Source organism: Psychrobacter sp. TS_SC_6 (assembly GCF_056156305.1).
On the sequence record NZ_CM149590.1, the window covers coordinates 2,375,998 to 2,395,957 of the forward strand.

17 protein-coding genes are annotated in these 19,960 nt (G+C 42.2%); 3 read left to right on the plus strand and 14 right to left on the minus strand.

The genetic code is table 11. The features are described from left to right. Nucleotides 1–213: 213 nt before the first annotated feature. Nucleotides 214–846: an RlmE family RNA methyltransferase gene (locus AC0J5Y_RS10085; protein ID WP_475130559.1), complete on the minus strand. Its 633-nt coding sequence runs from the start codon at nt 844–846 to the stop codon at nt 214–216. A 370-nt stretch (nt 847–1,216) separates the two neighbouring features. Here AC0J5Y_RS10085 and AC0J5Y_RS10090 point away from each other — a divergent pair, with 370 nt between their 5' ends. Beyond that, entirely contained in the window at nt 1,217–1,525 is a 309-nt protein-coding gene (locus tag AC0J5Y_RS10090; RefSeq protein ID WP_011514339.1) for a YhbY family RNA-binding protein, read from the plus strand. Nucleotides 1,526–1,745: 220 nt separating this feature from the next. After that, nucleotides 1,746–2,498, plus strand: coding sequence for a DOMON-like domain-containing protein (locus AC0J5Y_RS10095; RefSeq protein WP_475130560.1), 753 nt, complete (start codon nt 1,746–1,748; stop codon nt 2,496–2,498). A 98-nt stretch (nt 2,499–2,596) separates the two neighbouring features. Here AC0J5Y_RS10095 and AC0J5Y_RS10100 read toward each other — a convergent pair whose 3' ends face one another. Next, a complete protein-coding gene (locus AC0J5Y_RS10100; protein ID WP_475130561.1) occupies nt 2,597–3,325 on the minus strand; it encodes a CHAP domain-containing protein in 729 nt (242 codons plus the stop codon). Nucleotides 3,326–3,592: 267 nt separating this feature from the next. Between AC0J5Y_RS10100 and AC0J5Y_RS10105 the strand changes: the two genes are divergently transcribed. Continuing rightward, nucleotides 3,593–4,108 carry a hypothetical protein gene (locus AC0J5Y_RS10105; RefSeq protein WP_475130562.1) on the plus strand — a complete coding sequence of 172 codons (516 nt, stop codon included), beginning with the start codon at nt 3,593–3,595 and terminating at the stop codon, nt 4,106–4,108. Nucleotides 4,109–4,406: 298 nt separating this feature from the next. On the opposite strand, the gene lpxC is transcribed toward AC0J5Y_RS10105, so the two are convergent. The 12 genes from lpxC to AC0J5Y_RS10165 form a co-directional block, all read right to left on the minus strand. Further along, a complete protein-coding gene (gene lpxC / locus AC0J5Y_RS10110; protein WP_475130563.1) occupies nt 4,407–5,324 on the minus strand; it encodes a UDP-3-O-acyl-N-acetylglucosamine deacetylase in 918 nt (305 codons plus the stop codon). A 334-nt stretch (nt 5,325–5,658) separates the two neighbouring features. After that, nucleotides 5,659–6,855: a cell division protein FtsZ gene (ftsZ, locus tag AC0J5Y_RS10115; protein ID WP_475130564.1), complete on the minus strand. Its 1,197-nt coding sequence runs from the start codon at nt 6,853–6,855 to the stop codon at nt 5,659–5,661. Between the two features lie 245 nt (nt 6,856–7,100). After that, on the minus strand, nt 7,101–8,393 hold the full coding sequence (ftsA, locus tag AC0J5Y_RS10120) for a cell division protein FtsA (protein ID WP_475130565.1): 1,293 nt from the start codon (nt 8,391–8,393) through the stop codon (nt 7,101–7,103). Between the two features lie 150 nt (nt 8,394–8,543). Next, nucleotides 8,544–9,371 (minus strand): cell division protein FtsQ/DivIB, encoded by an 828-nt coding sequence (locus AC0J5Y_RS10125; RefSeq protein WP_475130566.1) that lies wholly within the window; start codon nt 9,369–9,371, stop codon nt 8,544–8,546. Between the two features lie 478 nt (nt 9,372–9,849). Further along, nucleotides 9,850–10,989, minus strand: a complete 1,140-nt coding sequence (locus AC0J5Y_RS10130) for a D-alanine--D-alanine ligase (protein ID WP_475132154.1) — start codon at nt 10,987–10,989, stop codon at nt 9,850–9,852. Nucleotides 10,990–11,036: 47 nt separating this feature from the next. Next, nucleotides 11,037–12,476 carry a UDP-N-acetylmuramate--L-alanine ligase gene (gene murC, locus AC0J5Y_RS10135; RefSeq protein ID WP_475130567.1) on the minus strand — a complete coding sequence of 480 codons (1,440 nt, stop codon included), beginning with the start codon at nt 12,474–12,476 and terminating at the stop codon, nt 11,037–11,039. A 69-nt stretch (nt 12,477–12,545) separates the two neighbouring features. Beyond that, nucleotides 12,546–13,631 (minus strand): undecaprenyldiphospho-muramoylpentapeptide beta-N-acetylglucosaminyltransferase, encoded by a 1,086-nt coding sequence (murG, locus tag AC0J5Y_RS10140; protein ID WP_475130568.1) that lies wholly within the window; start codon nt 13,629–13,631, stop codon nt 12,546–12,548. A gap of 338 nt (nt 13,632–13,969) precedes the next feature. Further along, nucleotides 13,970–14,941 (minus strand): glutathione synthase, encoded by a 972-nt coding sequence (gshB, locus tag AC0J5Y_RS10145; RefSeq protein WP_475130569.1) that lies wholly within the window; start codon nt 14,939–14,941, stop codon nt 13,970–13,972. Nucleotides 14,942–15,043: 102 nt separating this feature from the next. After that, a complete protein-coding gene (gene pyrE, locus AC0J5Y_RS10150; protein ID WP_475130570.1) occupies nt 15,044–15,748 on the minus strand; it encodes an orotate phosphoribosyltransferase in 705 nt (234 codons plus the stop codon). 70 nt (nt 15,749–15,818) lie between these two features. Further along, nucleotides 15,819–16,814: a hypothetical protein gene (locus tag AC0J5Y_RS10155; RefSeq protein ID WP_475130571.1), complete on the minus strand. Its 996-nt coding sequence runs from the start codon at nt 16,812–16,814 to the stop codon at nt 15,819–15,821. 85 nt (nt 16,815–16,899) lie between these two features. After that, the gene (locus tag AC0J5Y_RS10160; protein ID WP_475130572.1) at nt 16,900–17,739 is read right to left on the minus strand and encodes an SDR family oxidoreductase; all 840 of its coding nucleotides are present in this window, start codon (nt 17,737–17,739) and stop codon (nt 16,900–16,902) included. 50 nt (nt 17,740–17,789) lie between these two features. Beyond that, entirely contained in the window at nt 17,790–19,886 is a 2,097-nt protein-coding gene (locus AC0J5Y_RS10165) for an Lnb N-terminal periplasmic domain-containing protein (protein ID WP_475130573.1), read from the minus strand. Nucleotides 19,887–19,960 lie beyond the last annotated feature (74 nt).

The following is a 19,960-nucleotide window of genomic DNA, read 5'->3' on the forward strand; positions in this document are numbered from 1 at the left end:
AGGCGCTTACTGTCAGACGACTTTGCTAAAAATATCATATAAGCACTCAGAAAAATGCTTAAGAGTTGATTTCAAACAAAGTTAATATATCATGATATGTGGTATTAACTTGAATAATTCAAGCAGCATTCCCATTTATTCAGTTAACGATTGTAGCCGTTTTCATTCAATGATTTTAACTGGCTAATTTTGAGGTGAAAGTTTCATTTCATATTACTTGATTGCGATCCAAAATATCTCTTTCGATCGCGGTCTAGAAGCACCAGGCTTAATACTACGAATTTTACTAAAATCCGCCTGCATCTGCTTACGTAATTCTTGTGTACCCTCGCCTTGAAACACTTTCATAATAAGCGCGCCACCTTCTGGTAAGGTTGCCAGCGCGAAATCGACCGCCAGCTCACATAAGTACATCATACGCGGCTGGTCAATAGCACTATTGCCTGCCGTATTGGGTGCCATATCAGACAGCACCACATCAACTGATCTATCACCAACCTCAGCCATAATGCGGTCAAACACTTCTGGCTCGCGAAAGTCACCTTGGATAAAGGTAACATCCGGTAAGGTATCCATCGGCAAAATATCAGAGGCAATCAAGATGCCTTTGTCACCGACCAATTGACCAGCCACTTGAGACCAGCTGCCAGGGGCACTACCCAAATCAACAACGGTCATACCTTTTTTGATCAGATTTGTTTTTTCATTTATTTCTAATAATTTGTAAGCAGCACGGGCACGATAACCATCTTTTTGGGCCTTCTGCACATAGTGATCATCAATGTGCTCTTTCATCCAAGCACTACTGCTCTTTGACAATTTTTTGTTTTCAATGCGTGTGGCCAAAATTCCTGCTCCTATAACGTGCTTTTATATATGCGCATATATATTTATTAGCTGATGTCTTAATAGAATTTTTGCTATATGTCACTTTCTACAACCATGCAATCAAAAACATTATTAACTATGATTTTAAATACTATCAAGCTATTTATTATCTTTAAAAGGCTAAACCGCTAATTTTTCTTAGTGAAAACACTGCTTTATAAGAGCGTAGCGTTTATAATGTATCCATAATGACAGTTTAACATTTTCATCACGTAAAATCGTGCAAAATCCTGCTGATCTCATGCAAGATGATCATAGATTAATTATAATGGTCTTCAATTGCTTTCAATTTTATTATCATTTATTTTTAACAAACTCTAGGAATTATATGCAACTTGATAACGCAACCATCAAACGCTTAAAAGGCATTGGTCATGATCTGAAACCGATTGTCATGATTGGCAATAAAGGTGTTACGCCAAGCATTACTGAAGAGATTGATCGCGCCTTATCAGATCATGAACTGATTAAAGTAAAATTGCCTGCTGGTACTAAGGAAGAGCGTGATGTCATCGGCGCTGAGCTTGCTGCTACTGCGAAGGCAACTTTGATTCACTCAATTGGTCGTATGGCGCTATTGCTACGCAAAAACCCAAATGCCAATCCTAAGCTTTCAAATCTTGCTCGTAATGTGTAATGCCTCATTGCTTGCTAAGTTTATATCGTCTGTGGCATATAAAGCGGTTTAGAATACTACTGATTTATTTTTAGACAGATGATGATGGTGAATAATAAAAGCCGCGATGCACTTTTGCTCGCGGCTTTTATGCCATTTATAGTTTACTATTTAACAGGCAATATTCGTTAGCAGCTATATCATGTTTTATGATGCTAATAATTTTTGAGATAATAAGATAATGAGCCAAATTTTTGATTTATACCTAGCAACTGAAACCTTAGTAGAAGATGCGCAGCAACTTGGCGTAACGCCAGAAGCTTTACAGCAAATTAGCGTACAGGTAAGCGCAACGCTTGTAGTACAGCCAGACGCTTATCTGCAGCTACAGTATCGTGTGACGTTGCCCTCTGAATCACTAGCTGCTCAATTAACTTGGCCAAAGTGGCAAGCAGATAAAGTAGGCTTCAAGGATTATCTGTGGGAACACACCTGCCTTGAGTGCTTTTTAGCAGATTCTTTAATAAGTAGCCGTTCAGAAGATAGTGATAAGTCCCCCAAAACCAATATGACAACGTCCTATATTGAGATCAATGCCAGTCCTGAAGGTCAGTATGCACTTTATGAATTTGACAGCTATCGCTCTCCTATAACACTACCGCCAAGACCTCTTACACAAGCTAATGGACAGACACGTGCTGCTATCGATTGGATAGACGGTAACAACCCGAAACTGCTAATAGACTACCCGATATCAACACATGAACCTTATCACTACCAACGTAGCCTTAGAATGCCATTAGGCTCATTATCGCCACTGCATTACAAAGTAGATTGCTCCAATGATGCCATTATTAACGATATACATCCTTGTGTCATTTTATCCTTTGGCGCTACGATTCTATACTTTGCGCCCAAACATGCCTCGCCACCCGACTTTCATGATAGTCAGTATTGGACACCATTTGATAGGCTAGCAGCCCTTGCCAAGTAAAAATATCCACTTAATAGCTAGCCTTATTTAAGACATAAAAAAACTCAGTAATGTCATAAAGAGCATTACTGAGTCCGGAGAGAACGTTTAACTGATACTTATTTGTCAGCCATAGCAAGGTAGATACCACGATCTGAAGCATCATCGACGTATCTAGCATCGCGCCACGTCGTATAGTTGTAATGACCGCTGTATGGGCTGATGCTGTTTTGACGGAAGTCAGATACCCAGTCATTACCATCAAATATTTGAATATGGCCATGAGGACGACTTGATGTACGGTCATAAACAACCACATCACCAACCTGGGGTTCCATGTTATTACTGATTTTGGTAAAACCCGCTTGTGACAGTGTGCCGCGAGACGCATATTGATACGCTGAAGGATTAGGTGTGAATTTGTAGCCCGCTGATTGTAACGCTTTACGAACATAACGAGCGCAATAGCCTGTGCTACTAGATAAAGCGACTCGTGAAGCATTCGCTGCTGCAATAGCAGGCGCCGAATAACGGTCTGGCACTAAACTTACTTTCTGCTGACGTTGCTCATAAGACAAACGATTGGTTAGCGAAGCAAGCTGATATTCTTTTTGTTTTGCATGCGCGCTTAAATTATCGATTGCTTGGCTTATTTCATCATTGCTAGAAACATATGCACCGCTGTTGGTGCTGTAGATGTTACGACTAGAACCATAGTTCGCAGAAGTAGTGATATTGGTGATGGTATGACTCAAGGTATTATTTGATTGAAAGGTTGTTTCGGCAGCACCACTTGTCTGTGCTACGCCCATTCCCAATACTGATAAAATTAATAAAGCTTGTTTCATAAATTTACTACCCATTGTGAAAACAGAATTGCTCGTCATCCGTGACAAAGCATGAATTAGTTTAGAGAATATAATCATGAAATAAACATGATAAAATATTTAGTACAATCGCTCTTTTACTTCTTAAGTAGCTGATGCTGATATCATTAGCAGCTTAATCATCTACTACATAAATCGCTTGCTACGTCATACCTTGCTTTAAAAATGAGCGTTTAGAGCCTGTTTATTATGAGTATCGATTTTTCACCTATTAGATGAGTCATTACGATGTCCAAAAAAAACCCTAACCGCCTTGCCACTCTTATCGATCATCAAGCTTTTGCTGGTAGTGCGCTACCTCAAAGCCTATCTGATAGTATGCGTTTATATGTGCAAGCGACCACTGAAATAAAAGCGCTTTTGGTAGATTGTCTACCTGAGGAAATCCTCAATAACTGCTGGGTCGTAGGCTTAACGTCTGAGCAATTAACACTCAGTGTCGAATCAGTCACTGCTGCCAATCATATTCGCTATTTGCAAAACGCGTATTTGCAAGTGTTAACACAGCAATCAATTACATTTAAACAACTCAAACAAATTCGCGTCGTCATAGCCAACAAATCTACTAATAATAATTATTCTAAATCATCATCAGGCTCATTATCACCATGCTCAATGTCCGTTAAAGCCCATGAAAATCAGGCTCTTAGCCAAAACACAAAGCGGACTATATCACAGGCAGCAGAGCATGTCACCACTGATGAAAACCTCAAAAAAGCACTATTACGCCTTATAAATCCGTAAAAAACTCCTATAGATAATGTAAAGTTATGTAAACCAATCCAGTAAATAATAAGATTCAGGCTGGGTTTTTGTAATTTCAAAAACAAAAAAAATCATCTGTCAGTGTCATTCACATTGTGAACATCACTGACAGATGATTTTGCGATTCGCTACAGCTTTTATCTCATCTACTGTACAGGCAAGTTATCATAATATAAGGAAGTACATATGCACTTATATGAATATTATTTCACTCTACTTATAACCATTTTATGTAATATTGCGTAAATGTTTCGATACTTCGTGTATATTCCTGTATTCATCCTTCGACAGTTATACTATTCAAAGGTAAATATTCGATAGGACATGTTACATTGTCATCAAAAGTTACAATTTCAAAGTTATTATGGTCAGATAAGATCTCGCGTACCAATAAGTTATTTAAAGCATGACCGGATTTATAGGCATTAAAACGACCCAAAATAGGATATCCAATCAGATATAGATCACCAAGTGCATCTAAAATTTTATGACGAACAAATTCATCATTAAAACGCAGACCTTCTTCGTTCAAAATATTATTTTCATCGATAACAATCGCATTGTCCATGCTACCGCCTAATGCCAGATTGTTCTGACGCATGGCTTCAATATCACGTAAAAAACCAAAAGTACGCGCTGAACTCAGCTGCTCAATAAAGTTTTGGGTTGAAAACTGCAATTGGGCATGCTGAAAGTTCTTATCAATCGCAGGATGATCAAAATCAATCTCAAAATTAAGCTCAAATCCATTATAAGGACGTAGCTCTGCCCATTTATCGTCAACTTTGACACGTACAGTACGTACAATTCTGATAAATTTCTTTGAAGCATCCTGTTCGTAGAAACCGGCTTGCAATAACAGTCCTACAAAAGGCGCAGCACTGCCATCCATAATAGGTATCTCTGATGCGGATACACGAATTAATAGATTATCAACGCCAAGTCCCGCTATCGCGCTGAGCAAGTGCTCAACCGTGCCGACACGTGTACCACCAAACACCAGATTAGATGACATCATGGTATCTTGTACCAGAAAAGCACTGGCAGGAATTGGCGTACTGCCAGTAATATCAGAACGTTCAAAAACGATTCCAGTATCAATTGGTTGCGGATGAAATTCTAAATCAACAGGTTGACCACTATGAAGACCAGTACCTGTAACAGCAATTGCTGTCTTTATGGTTCGTTGATTCATGGCTGTCTTCTCACATATTTTGTTACAATTGCCATAGTGTATCATTACCCGAACCCTGTTCGCTAGCGATAAAAAGCGTTAATTTATCTATCTCTTTGATTGATAACACTTATCAAACTGCTATTACTGAGGATTTTAATGGCGTAAGCATATATAAATCGCTATGAAATGGTGATTTATAAAGATTTTTTTGCTAATTATCACCATCCATCCAGTAGATTTGAACAGCGCATATGCTAGCATTTACGCTAGATTTTATTTAAAAAGAGACGAGTGTTAAGCGCAAAAAAGCCAGTGATTAACACTGGCTTTTTTAATAATTATATTTGTATAATTATTTATTCTGTTGGCGTTTCAAATAATCTTGAATACTGTTGGTCTTGGTTTTTGTCTGCTCTGGTAAAGTATTTGAGCGGACTGGAGTTTCTTGGTACTGGGCCTGAGCCTGCTTTTGGCTATTTAATGCACTGGTATGCAAGTTTGGGTCAACAGGTTGTGTACTGTTTACAGAAGGTACAGGTTGCTCAACCACTTCAAGCTCTTCACCAGCGTTTTCATCTAAAGTTAAACCAGTTGCAATAACCGTTACATGCAAGTCATCGCCCATTTTTTCATCAATCACTGAGCCATAGAAGATATGTGCCTCATCGATATCAGTAATTTCTTCGACAATCACACTGATCTTGCTCATCTCATCTAAAGATAACGATTCAGATGAGATCACGTTGACGAGTAAGCCTTTGGCATTTTCTAGGCGCAAATCATCAAGTAATGGCGATCTGATGGCTTTTTCAGTCGCTTGACGCGCACGATCGTCACCGCTGGCACGACCGATACCCATCATCGCATGGCCCTTAGCGGTCATTGCTGTACGGATATCGTTAAAGTCAATGTTGATCATGCCTTCGCTAGCGATGGTCTCTGCAATACCTTGGACGGCATGCAATAGCACGTCATCTGCTTTTTTAAACGCATCTTGCATAGAGATGTTGCCGTAGACACTCATCAACTTATCATTTGGAATCGTAATGATAGAATCTACAAAGTTAGTCAGCTGCTCGATACCCGCTTTGGCAGCCTTGATGCGTTTTCCGCCTTCAAATTTGAACGGCGTAGTAACTACAGCAACGGTCAGTACCTCCATTTCTTTGGCAATACGCGCTACGACTGGTGCAGCACCCGTACCCGTACCACCACCCATCCCAGCGGTAATAAAGACCATATCTGAATGCTCGAGCAGTGCACGAATCGCTTCTTCGTCACTTTCTGCCGCTTCACGACCCACTTCTGGATTCGCTCCTGCACCAAGACCACGGTTGGTTTTTGCGCCAAGTTGTAGCTTATGTGGTGCGGTCAAACGATCAAGCGCCTGTTTGTCCGTATTGGCACAGACGAATGTTACACCTCTAATCCCTTGCTGTACCATATGTTCAACTGCATTACCGCCGCCGCCGCCTACACCGAATACAGTGAAGCTTGCCTGGCCATTATTTTGAAGCTGATTATCATCTGGCATGGTGTATTTTGACATAAAAAAGTTTCTCCAGTTGCAGATAGCGTGATGGTCGATACGTAATAACACACGCATATGGCGCGCTATCGACTTACTATATATAAATGTATTTGATTAAAACAAGGCCATGGCTTAAATAGTAATGCTTAACCAAGATATGCCGTTATTATACAGGGTATTGCTTTTAATATGCTTGCTTGGTCTTGCTGACAAACCGCTTACCTAATCACGGTAAGTAGATTGTCAACAGGATTATAGGACAATTATAATATCTTTTTCAGGACGCTGGCAAAACGTTGACCAGCACTTTGAAAAACACCCGTCACACGATTTTTTTGAATCGCCTCAGGCTCGCTTTTTTCACTGCGCCGAAACTGCTCGCTTTGGCTATATAATAGTGTACCAAATGCCGTTTGATAAGCCCGATCATTAACCTGTAGATTCAGCTGCTTAAAGGATTCATCATTATCAAAATGATTATAAGCACTAATCGCAGGATGGGTGTTGGTCAATACCACTGGCATTTTTAATAGTTTTTTCGCAAACGGTATCATGCCTTTAATCGCACTACCGCCGCCTGTGAGCACAATGCCCTTATCAATATAGCCTAATAAATCCGCTTCATGTAACTGGCGTACTACTTCAGTGAAAATCTGCACGTAACGGGCTTCGATAATACGCGCAAGGTTGTAGATACCAATGTTGATTTCATCACCTGACCCTTGCGGTTTAAATAGGAAAAATGAGCTTGGATCTACGCTGTTGACATCCACTGTACCATGCGATTTTTTCAGCTTTTCAGCCTCTATCATTGAAATACCCATGTCTGCTGAAATATCCATCGTCACTTCATGACTACCTGTTGCGATACAATGGGTAAAAATCAGCTTATTTTCTTTATAAACACAAATACTTGTGGTGCTGGCACCTATATCTACCAAGCAAACGCCTTGTTGGCGCTCTTCGCTCATCAAGCTATATTCGGCACTGGTTACCGCATCGAATACGATATGATCAATGCCCACATCACAACTTTGCAATAGTTTTTGGATATTTTGACGACCAGCAACTGGCATCATCATCATGTGATACATCACAGCTATATTGTGCGCCACCATATCAATAGCATCATCAACCATAAACTCTTGGTTATCGATATAAATACCTTGCTGACAACAATGCATCAAATAATAGTCAGATGACAAATCTTGAGATTTGGCATTTGAGAGCGCTTGCACCATATCTTTAGCACGAACGAATTCGTCTTCTACTCTAACATCGCCCGCACTATTTTTGCTCAATAGCTCAGGAGTCGCCAGCGTCAGCCAGACACTATGTACACGGCAATTAGCGGTATCTTCCGCTTCTTGAATAGCCTGTTTGATAGCACCTTGCAAGCGTTCGCGATGCTTTATTTGACCTTGATAAAAGTCGCTGTTCTTAACTTGCCCCACACCCATAATACGGATGTCTTTTGCAGACACAACACTACCAATGACGACATAAACTGCCGTGGCACTTAAATGGACAACAACCAAATTTTCAGTATTTTTCATGGTACCAGACAAATTATCGCTAAACAGGAGAACAAATGATGTCTCCATTAAATCATTAAAATAAGTCTATTATCAGCTGATAATAGCGTATGTATACTCTGTATAAAAAATAAAGCAGACAAGTTTAGCGTGTTGGCTACTTTATATTACTTATAGAGGTGCTTCAGTTGATGGTCTTTCGTTTATGGGTGTGTCATTATCTTTTGGCACCGCTACATTCCATGCAATCGTAAATCCATTTTTGTAACGAAGATCTACTGACTGTATCTCATCACGGCGGTTTTTTAATTGATTACCCAGCAGCTGACTTAAGTTCAGGAGCTTTTGCGCTGTATTCTCATTATCAACGATAAGACGTAACCCATTATCAAAACGAATCAGCCACGTCATTCTTGGCGACAAAATAATATCTTCAACTTGTAAGCCAAGCGGAGCATACCAGTCATTGACTTGCTGCATCTGCTGCATTATGACTGGTGCTTGAGTCATATTGCCTTGCAAAGTTGCAAAGTTCTCTTGCGTTAAATCTCTACTATCAGCAGGAACAAACACATTGCCTGTTGCATCCACTAGACGCTCAGTACCGAAATTTGCCACTGCTTGCTTAGGCAGTACGGTAACCACAATACCTTTTTGCCAGTCACGACTAATACCGACCTGATCAACCCAAGCCAAACCAGTGGTAATATCTCTCAGCGCTTGCAAATCAGAGGTGAAAAAGCTGCTCACACTTTGCTGATCCATAATATGCTGTAGCGCCCGATATTCGGCAACCTTCAATCCTTGATGATCGACATGAATAGCTGCTGGAGGTGCTTCACGTAAAGCCTTACCGCCCATTATCAATATCAGCACTAATAACCCAAGCACCAATACGGCAAAAAAGTATCTAACCGCAGTGGGTACTTGAAAGTTTGATTTTGGGTGACGGGTTTTATCACTCATCAAGTCAGCGACGTCATTGACAGTTTGAGCCATACTAAACTTCGTCCCTATATTTAATCAAAATAATCTGTATATTTCATACATTTGATTCATGTTCACGTAAATCGATGATTTTTTTATTTATGTAAAATCTACTTAATAGATATGCTATCAATTCATAACTTTAAACGGCAATATAAAGTGTGCTTATCGGCCTTTAAATGTAACATTTCTCTTATTTAATGAAGGACTTACCAAAGCATTGCATAACTATCACCAAAACCACTACATAGTTACAATATTAACGCATTTTAGCTTCAAACAATAGCCTAACCCCTACTACTCCTAACGATTTTACACAAGTTTACACGAAGCTGTGGTATAGCAGCTATAGCGATACATTACGAATAATAAGAAGCTACTACTAAACAATGATAAATAGCTTAAATGCCTCATTTATTTAAATAATCATTCTTATGTAATTACTAAAAACAGCTTGTTGTATATAGGCAGTGACTTATTAAATAAGCTGTTACACCGTTTGCGCCAAAATATGCCAGCACAAGCTCTCGAAATCCATACCACGAGCTTTCGCTGCCATTGGTACCAAACTATGACTGGTCATGCCCGGTACGGTATTAATCTCAAGTAGCCAAAAGTTGCCCGCTTCATCCTGCATCGCATCAATACGTCCCCAGCCTTTTGCTTCAACGGCACGAAACGCCGATAAGCTTAAATCTTGCAAATGCTTTTCATCGGCAGTACTTAGACCACAAGGAATATAGTAGCTGGTGTCGTTGCGATTGTATTTGGCTTCAAAATCATAAAAATTGGTGATGTCAGCAGGCTCTAGGCGAATGACAGGATAAGCTTCATCATCGATGATAACAATCGTGAATTCACGACCGGTAATCCAGCGCTCAGCCATCACGGCATCACCGCACTGTACTGCGGTCGCATAGGCAGCCGGCAGCTCATCAAGGTGATTGACTTTGGTCATACCAATGCTTGAGCCTTCGTGTACCGGCTTGATAATAAGTGGCAGCCCTAACATATTAACCACTTGCTGCCAGTCGGTATCAGCGGTTAGCAGTGAAAACGGTGCAGTCGATAATCCACAGCCTTGCCACAGCTGTTTGGTACGTACTTTATCCATACCAAGTGCTGACGCCAAAATACCTGAGCCTGTTTGAGGAATATCAAACCACTGCAGCACGCCTTGTAGCAGACCATCTTCGCCACCGCGACCATGTAAGACATTAAATACACGATCATACTGACGTAGTTCAGTAATGTCTTGATGCTTAGGATCAAAATGCGTGGCATCAACGCCTTGGTTTTGCAGTGCTTGCAATACAGCAGCGCCACTATCTAAAGAAACGCTACGCTCATTGCTGCTACCACCGTAAATCACCGCCACTTTACCAAATTCACTCGCCTCTTTTACTTTACTTTCTTTAATAGCGGGTAACGTATCAGCGCTTTGTCTATTGTTATTTACTTTATCCTGCTCTGCTTGTGCAGCAGCTGCTAAAGCTGTTTCTGGATTGATAATAGGGGCAGCGTTATTTTGAGCATTGCCTTTAATGTTGTTGTTACTGTTATCTGTAGCGTTTTGCTCAACATTAACGCCATCTTCATCAATATTATTATTTTCTTTAGTCTTATTCATGGTCATCGTTAGTGCTCCTAATGTTTTTAAAGCAATGCCTCTAAGGCTTATTTGATATAAAGATTATTGGCGGCGAGATCGATCGCTATCTGCCCGACATTACCCGCGCCTTGGGTGATCAGCATATCACCTGCTTTGAGTAATCGCTGCATGACAGGGGCAATATTATCTTTATCAATAATCGTCGGCTCGACCGCACCGCGCAGTCGTATACTACGTGCTAAGGCTTTGGTATCCGCGCCAGCGATAGGGCTTTCACCAGCAGAGTAGACATCCAATAATAATAACTCATCAACACTTGAGAGTACTTCGACAAAATCATCGAAGCAGTCACGTGTACGACTATAACGATGAGGCTGGAACATCATCACTAAGCGACGCTCAGGGAAGCTTTGACGGGCCGCTTTGATGGTAGCATCAACTTCTTTTGGGTGATGACCATAATCATCAATTAATAGCACATTACCATCATCTATCTCCACAGAGGCATGCTGCTCGAATCGGCGACCAACTCCTTCAAATTTCTGTAGCGCACGGGTGATTGCCGCATTATCGACGCCTTCGTCAGTTGCCATAGTAATGGCTGCAAGCGCATTGTAGACATTATGCACGCCCGGAATATTCAGCGTCAGACGTAATGGCTCATGATCACGGCGCAATACGGTAAAGTGGGTTTTTGTACCTTCGGTGACCAAATCAACGGCTTGTACATCGTTAAATGGCTCAAGACCAAAGGTCAATACCGGACGTCCAATATCATCAATCATCGCATAGAGCTCAGGGTCATCACCGCAGACCACTGCCAAACCATAAAACGGCATATTTTGTAAAAACTGAATGTAAGCTGCTTTTAATTTATCAAAACTATTGCCATAGGTTTCCATATGATCTTGATCGATATTGGTGACAATCGCTGCCATCGGACGTAATGACAAGAACGACGCATCGGATTCATCTGCTTCTGCAATTAAAAAACGACTGCTACCAAGCGCAGCATTTTTACCTGAAGCGTTGAGCTTACCGCCAATCACATAAGTAGGATCAAGCTTTCCTTCTGCCATCATAGTAGTCAACAAACTAGTCGTCGTGGTTTTACCATGCGCACCGGCAACCGCGATACCATGACGATAACGCATCAACTCACCAAGCATATCGGCACGGCGAACCACAGGAAGACGCGCTTCGAGTGCTGCTTTTACTTCAGGATTGCTACGGTCAATGGCAGACGATACGACGATGACATCCGCATTAGCGATGTTTTTAGAATCATGACCGATAGCAATATCAATACCAATCTGTGCCAAGCGTTTGGTCACTAAACTCTCAGTAATATCAGAACCACTCACTTGATAGCCTTGATTATTCATAACCTCAGCAATACCACACATCCCCGAACCACCAATACCGATAAAGTGCAGATGCTGAATACGGCGCATTTCTGGTATTTCAATCAAGCGTTTGGTTAAAGCTTTAGCAGAGGTAGGCATAGCGTTTTCTCTTTTTATAAGACGGATAAAATATAATGAGGTAAAAATATCAGGCGTTTATTTGTTTATCTATAAAGTTTGCCAAATAATATCAGCAACGTGTTGGCAGGCTTGGCGATTGGCAAGGGCATGACCTTTTTTTGCCATTTCTAAGCAAGCCGGTCGATTAAGGACTGCAAGCTCTTCGCTCAAGCGTTTGGGCGTCAATTCATTTTGCGGCAATAAGATCGCTGCTTTATGTAATGTCAGCGTCCGCGCATTCGCTGTTTGATGGTCATCAACCGCACTTGGCAATGGTACAAAAATCGCAGCAATACCGACATTTTGGATTTCAGTAACGGTCAAGGCACCAGCACGGCAAACAATAATATCTGCCCAGTTATAAGCCGCTGCCATATCATCTATAAAGGGCTGTACGGTAAACTGATGCGTACTTAAATTCTCACTATTATATGCCGCTTGCGTCGCCGCTTCGTTATTGCGTCCACATTGATGACGCACTTCAAACGGACTCTCTATCAATGCCAACGCTTTTGGCACAGTCTCATTTAGCACTTGTGCACCAAGTGAGCCGCCAACCACTAGCAGCTTTAATGCTGAGCGGTGATTTATATCATAACGCGCCACAGGTTCAGCGACTCCAGTAATCGCATTACGTACTGGATTACCGACTGTTTCAAGTTTTGAATCAAGCTGACTATTGCCAAAGGTATTTTCAAACGCTTGCAAGACTTTGGTCGCCATCTTTGCCAAGTAGCGGTTACTCATGCCGGCAATCGCATTTTGTTCATGGATAATAAGCGGTGTCTTGGTCAAACGGGCTGCTATACCGCCGGGTGCGCTGACATATCCGCCAAAGCCGACCACCATATCAATATTATTACCACGAATAATTTTGATAACCGCCATAGTCGCAGACAGCAAGGTCACGGGCATCTTAAGCAGACGCCCAATTCCTTTACCGCGTAAGCCTTGCATCTCAATCGCATGAAAAGGATAACCGGTTGGCGCCACCAAACCATTCTCCATGCCGTTTGGTGTGCCTAACCAATGAATCACCGCACCGCGCTTAGTCAGTTCTTCACTAACCGCAAGTGCTGGAAATACATGCCCGCCAGTACCGGCAGCCATCATTAATATGTGCGGTGTCTTCATGAAACGCCTGCCTATCTTTTTCGTATTAATATGAAGGACTTATTGTCCTATAGCCATCTTACTCATCGGGTCATTAGAGCTGTTTAAAAGCCCGCATAGTATAGTGTAAATCGTGGTCTGATATATAGTCATTTCTGCCCGACCAATAACAAAAATCCAAGCCGTGAATAATCGCGACTTGGCTTTGGTAAATACCGCGAAATCATTATCAAAACGCTAGTTCACTGACGTTTTAACGATCTATGTTAGCACAACTATTTTTACTCATTGTGCCAGTAGATGAGCATTACATTACTCTATCCTTACAGCTTATTTAACTAACAAACTTTAGCAACCTATCAGATTGCCAGTTTTCGCTCGATAGAGATGATAAAATCGGTCGCAATGTCAGTACCACATTGGTCATCAATCTCACGCACACAGGTCGGACTGGTGACATTAATTTCCGTAATGCGTCCGCCAATTAAGTCTAAACCAACGAACATTAGACCTTTTTCTTTGACAATAGGCGCGACCACTTCTGCGACTTGGCGTTCGATATCGGTCAGCGGCATGGCCACCCCGCTACCACCGGCGGCAAGATTACCGCGCGTCTCACCCTTTGTTGGAATACGAGCCAAGGTATAGTCAACCACAGTGCCATCAACAATAAGAACGCGCTTATCACCTTCTTTAATCTCTGGTAGATAACGCTGCGCCATAATCGGCAGCGTTTCAAGCTCAGTCAACATCTCAAGCGTCACGCCAATATTAGGACTGTCAGCAGTCAGGCGGAATATACCCGTACCGCCCATACCATCTAACGGCTTCACAATAACATCTTGCTGCTCAGCGATAAACTTACGAATATGTGCCTGTTTACTGGTCACAATCGTTGGGCTCATATAGTCACTGAACCAAGTAGCAAACAATTTCTCATTACAATCACGAATGGCTTGTGGGTCATTGACCACCAATACGCCTGCGGCTTTGGCATGGTCAAGCATATAAGTTGCATAGATAAAGCGCATATCGAACGGTGGATCTTTACGCATCAAAATCACATCATAAGCGCTAACTGTGCTCGTCTCTTTTTCACCCAATGTATAGAAATCTTCAGGATCACGCTTGACCGTAACAGACTGCGTATCGACCATCAACTGCCCACGATCGAGCCATAAATCATGAATCTGACAATAACCCAAACGATGACCGCGAGCTTGCGCCGACCACATCATAGCCAGACTGGTGTCTTTTTTATAATTCACTTGCTCAATGGGATCCATAATCACAAGTATGTTCAAAGATTTTTTTGGCTGTTCTAGGCTCATAAGAGTACTCATTTACAGGATGTTAGTAATAGATAAAATACACGAAAATCACATATCATTACGCCAATATAGGCAAATATAGATAGCAACAATTGCGATTAACTATACGCCATAATGGGCACGATAATACTGCATTTTTGCAAGTTGGGTTGCGTCTTTGTTCGGATTATCAGTCTCTACCAAATAGCTGATTAAATCATCAATATCAACAAGGGCGCGCACTGGCACATTTAAAGTTGCCGCCAGCTCCTGAATTGCCGAGCGCTCTGCTAAACCTTTTTCCTTACGGTCAAGGGCGACAATAATGCCGGCAACCTGTGCGCCTGCTTGTTCTAAAATCTCAACCACTTCACGCATCGCTGTACCTGCGGTAATGACATCATCCAATACCCAAACGGCTTTGCCATTGACATCAGCGCCGACCAAATTACCGCCTTCACCGTGCGTTTTGGCCTCTTTCCGGTTGTAACCCCAGTTGGCATTGATACCATGATATAGCCATAAAGCTTGTGCGGTTGCTGCCACAAAGGGAATACCCTTATAAGCGGCACCAAAGATAACCAATTCTTGGGCACCTTGACCATCGTTCGTAGCCGCAATCTGTTCAGCTAGAGCATCTGCATAACCACGCGCTAATAACGACAACATCTCACCTGATGCAAGCAAACCTGCATTAAAAAAATACGGGCTAATGCGACCAGACTTTAAGACAAACTCGCCAAATTTTAAGACTTGATTATCTAAAGCCAGTTGAATAAAGGCATGAGAGGAAAATAGGGCATTGTTAGCGTATTGGGCATGGGGCATTAGAGGATTCCTATGAACAAAAAGAAAGTTTAAAAACAGTTATGATGATGCGCATTATAGGCGTTGGCGCTTAACTTGACCAACCATTGATATCATAATCTTGCATATTGGGATATCGGGTTAAAAGACCACAACGTGATGAGAGATTAAAATAGCATTGACCATCGCTACTCACTTGCATCTCAAAACCTAAATAATGCGCCGCAACGATAATATGCCCTGCAAAAATCCGGATTTGGCGATAAGAATGTCGCTGAGCAGGCTCACAGATACTCTGACTGAGTAAATAGCTGCGTATATGCTGGCAAATTTGCGCGGTACTATAACTATGGTTGATACTTTTGCGACGGCTACACTGCTTTAAAGCATGGACAGCAACGCTACACGCCATAGTATCAGTCGCTAAACTGCCCTCGCCTAACTCGAACTGCTGCGGCTGCAATATTACGTGCCAGTCATCAGCATACATACTATTTAAAAGCTCATCAGGATTATAGCGTTTGGTCAGGGTGCGCAGAGATAATGCAGCAGACGCTTTGGTTTTAACATTAATATCTTTATCAACATCCCCGTTCTCCACCTCTGAAAATCCATAACGATTCAATCTTGGATACGCCCGAATTGCTTGTTGGATATCTGACATATCTAGCAAAACCATCTCATTTAACGACGACATTAACGGCTGCTCGCTATGATTGTGATAAAAACTATCAGGGAGCGCTATCAATTTAGCAGCGTTTAGTAATGATAAATGTTCTGCCAATGCCTCTGAAGCAATGAGCGACCATTTTGACAAGCTGTCCTTATCAGGCTGATAAAAACGCGCAGCATTGCCATATAATCGACGTAACTGCCCATTTAAGCGGCGTGCTGGTTCGGGAATATCCGTCAGCGCTCTTGCAGGATCTAACGGCACTTGGGTCGGATCAAAATTAGGATGGACAATCGCAGGCTGGTCACTATTGAAAAAAGCAGCTGATTGCGCCGCATTACTGTTTGCAAACTGACCCTTTATCACAAGATCAACACTGAATAAACTCTCATCAGAAGTAAAAGGCTGGGTCATAAAATCTCCCTAAATAAATGCCTTCTTATAAAGGCACCCGTAAACAACATATTAGAAAACGTATTTCAGTGCTATAGCGACTCTATCACTCTTGATGACTCAAAATATCTTGATAACCGCTTTGCCAATCAGGATACGTCAGCCACGCTAACGGAATATTGCTATGCAAGCGTTTTCCGGTCATGGCACTATTTTTATCGTCACGTGTTGGCAGCGCTTCGCCCAGTTGCTCACATAGCCAAGTGGTCAGCGTAAAGGAAGTTACTGGTAGATAATCGGTTGCAATATATACAGGCTTTGATACCTCTATCGTCAATACCTTGGCAACAATATTCACCAAATCAGAGTCCATAATGCGATTGGTCCATGCGCCAGCTGCTATTGGCTGTTTTTCTGACTCTTTGGCTTTACGCACACGCATTAAGCGCTCGCGTCCATAAATACCACTTGGGCGGATGATAATGGCTCTATCATCAAAACCTTGTTGCAGTACCTGCTCTGCCTGCAATATGACCTGTGATGCTTCGCGTTTAGGCAACATTGGTATAGTATCTTCGTCAATCCATTGACCATTATCTTGCCCATAGATACCAGTTGAAGAAATAAAAACAATGCGCTGAAGATTGGATAATTTATCCGCAAGCAACGCTAAATGCTGGTTAATCGCCAAGTAGCTGTTGTGATAACCACTGGTTGAGTACTCATCAGGGGTGACGATGATAGCAATATGAGTAAAGTCTTGTAGTTGCTCAGCGCTAATCGTCAACGCATCTGCTTGCATAAACTTGGCATGATCGCTCAATACGTAATTTTGACGTTCACGACGTGCCAATCCTGTGACGCAAACACCGTCTTGAGCAAGCTTATTGGTCACTGCTAATCCAATGTCACCTTGACCGATAATCAGTATATTGTGCGTATTCATCATAATTCCTGCCTACCTTTGAAGATGCTGCTAAAAATATTGGTGGCTACTTAAAAATAACGTCGATATGACAGCTGTACATCGTCATTGGCATCAATGCGATCTTGCCATTCATAATTGGCATTGATACGTAATGCCTGCTTTTTATCAATATCATATTGTAGCCCTAAGCTTGATATCGGCTGCCAATAGTGACCGCGCACATTAGAGTCGTCGCTGTTGCCATGATACCAATATGGCAATTGCAATTCAGCCTGCGCACGTAACTGATTGTTAATCTGATAACGGCAGCCAGCGTTTACGCCTGCGCCGACACGAAAGCCTTTATTAATACCACGCCCCGTTTGCACGGTACCTGCAAAAAAGGTATAACAAAGCTGCGGCGGCATCTCGCCTGTACCTGCACTAGGCGTACCAAATGCCCATGACCAACCAGACTCATAGCCCAAGCTACCAACTAAATGGTCGGTACCGTCTTGCTGCGAGCCATCGTTTACACGCGTGGCCTCTATACTCGCGCCCCAGGTTTTGCCCTTCTTAGCAGAATTGACCGGATTGAAAGAACGCCCTTTAATTAACGTAAAATTCTGTAACACCACACTTTTTGGCTGATTGGCTTTATCATTATCTGTGTCATACAAACGTACAGTCGCAGAAGCACCTTCTAAATCAAAGAACTGCGGAAAACCAGACGGACGATCAAGGGTATCGTGATAGCCTGCGCGCGCCCCAAGCTCGATGTAATTATTATCTCCGCGTTGACCGATACCAATACTGCCCATTTGCAGCGAATGTCGATTGAGAGGATTGGTATCTGAGACCGCAATCTGGTGAGTGAGTAACGTCTGACCGTCAGGTGACATGCTCGAAACTTTATTGAGCTGGGCCGACTTAGTCTCATGAAGCATCTGTTTGGGGTTGTTATGGGAGCCGAGCTGCTCACGCTCCTGTTTGACTTTGTTCAATTGTGCTTGGCGTAAGGTACTATCAGCCGGCGTATAATGGGTGCTAGCAAGAAAACCTTCTTTGTTCAGCAGCTGTACCACATCTGATGGAATAACAGCATAAGGCAGCTGACTTAATAAGTGCTGCTCTGGACGTACCACATCTATCAGGCGCAAAATCTCAGAGGCGCAGTTGTCAGTGGTAAAGTAATAGGGCAATTTTAAATCTTTGGTTTCCCAAACGTGCAATATGATTTGCTGTACTTCTTCTGGGGTCAAATCCAATTGATATGTCCACGCATCACGCTCATCGTCTTGCAGATATTTAGCCAGCTTTTCAGGATAAGGGTCAATCTCGATCAGATTGTTATAGCCGCCCGTCATAGATTTGATGGCGTACAATACAAAGTTATCTTTGGTATCGCCATCGACTGTATCATTTAGCGCATAAGCATGATGAATCTGGCTTGGATCAGCCACACTAGCTTTTGAATCGATACGCAACAAGGTATGAGCAAAAGCAGACAGAGGATTGTCTAAGTACTCTTGCGCAAACATAATAGACAGCTGCTCAGGGGCAAGCTTTTGCATCCATGCGGTTAGTTCTGGACAAGTTACCTGCATCGCTGACTTATCAATAGCTAAGGTATCACTTAGCCATTTTGCTCGCGCTGGAAAACGGCATAGCACAGAGTTACTATTACTAGCTTGGGCAGTATGATTAGTTTTAGAGTTACTGGTTTTATGAGCCCTCTCCTCAGCAAAAGCAACCAGCATGGCATCAAGCTCAGCACCTGAATCCTCACGGCCATTTGGGCTTAAAAAGAAGCTGGCGTCATCGACCGCACTGATATTTTTATTTTTGCCAAACAAGCCTTTTTTCTCATCAGAGAAATATAATAAGCGGCGCCATGTCGTATGTTGGGCAAGATTTTTTGTCTTAGCCTGCTCACGCCATGAAGCTAGCAGCTGTTTGGTGTCTATTTCAGCAGCTGTTTCGGCTTTAGCGTTGTTATGGATACTGTCATCGGTATTAAGCGCAAGCTCACCAGTCGTGACCAGTGAAGCAGGCGTTGGTAAAAATGCTTGTGCCTGCGCGGTTAGCAGCAGTCCAGCAATCGCCAATGGCAAACGCGCGTATCGGCTTTTTTTGATTGGCCTATCATTTAGCACAACACGATTTGAAACTGAGCGTATAGACATAAGACAAAATCTCGCACGTTAAGAATAATACGCTTATTGCGTTATCAGATTTATAAGGATATTGCTGACTGTTT

What these genes read in the sequence shown, in the direction of transcription:
- AC0J5Y_RS10090 (WP_011514339.1), top strand. Translation starts at nt 1,217, where the DNA reads ATGCAACTTGATAACGCAACCATCAAACGCTTAAAAGGCATTGGTCAT.
- AC0J5Y_RS10095 (WP_475130560.1), top strand. Translation starts at nt 1,746, where the DNA reads ATGAGCCAAATTTTTGATTTATACCTAGCAACTGAAACCTTAGTAGAA.
- AC0J5Y_RS10100 (WP_475130561.1), bottom strand. Translation starts at nt 3,325, where the DNA reads ATGAAACAAGCTTTATTAATTTTATCAGTATTGGGAATGGGCGTAGCA.
- AC0J5Y_RS10105 (WP_475130562.1), top strand. Translation starts at nt 3,593, where the DNA reads ATGTCCAAAAAAAACCCTAACCGCCTTGCCACTCTTATCGATCATCAA.
- lpxC (WP_475130563.1), bottom strand. Translation starts at nt 5,324, where the DNA reads ATGAATCAACGAACCATAAAGACAGCAATTGCTGTTACAGGTACTGGT.
- ftsZ (WP_475130564.1), bottom strand. Translation starts at nt 6,855, where the DNA reads ATGTCAAAATACACCATGCCAGATGATAATCAGCTTCAAAATAATGGC.
- ftsA (WP_475130565.1), bottom strand. Translation starts at nt 8,393, where the DNA reads ATGAAAAATACTGAAAATTTGGTTGTTGTCCATTTAAGTGCCACGGCA.
- AC0J5Y_RS10125 (WP_475130566.1), bottom strand. Translation starts at nt 9,371, where the DNA reads ATGGCTCAAACTGTCAATGACGTCGCTGACTTGATGAGTGATAAAACC.
- AC0J5Y_RS10130 (WP_475132154.1), bottom strand. Translation starts at nt 10,989, where the DNA reads ATGAATAAGACTAAAGAAAATAATAATATTGATGAAGATGGCGTTAAT.
- murC (WP_475130567.1), bottom strand. Translation starts at nt 12,476, where the DNA reads ATGCCTACCTCTGCTAAAGCTTTAACCAAACGCTTGATTGAAATACCA.
- murG (WP_475130568.1), bottom strand. Translation starts at nt 13,631, where the DNA reads ATGAAGACACCGCACATATTAATGATGGCTGCCGGTACTGGCGGGCAT.
- gshB (WP_475130569.1), bottom strand. Translation starts at nt 14,941, where the DNA reads ATGAGCCTAGAACAGCCAAAAAAATCTTTGAACATACTTGTGATTATG.
- pyrE (WP_475130570.1), bottom strand. Translation starts at nt 15,748, where the DNA reads ATGCCCCATGCCCAATACGCTAACAATGCCCTATTTTCCTCTCATGCC.
- AC0J5Y_RS10155 (WP_475130571.1), bottom strand. Translation starts at nt 16,814, where the DNA reads ATGACCCAGCCTTTTACTTCTGATGAGAGTTTATTCAGTGTTGATCTT.
- AC0J5Y_RS10160 (WP_475130572.1), bottom strand. Translation starts at nt 17,739, where the DNA reads ATGAATACGCACAATATACTGATTATCGGTCAAGGTGACATTGGATTA.
- AC0J5Y_RS10165 (WP_475130573.1), bottom strand. Translation starts at nt 19,886, where the DNA reads ATGTCTATACGCTCAGTTTCAAATCGTGTTGTGCTAAATGATAGGCCA.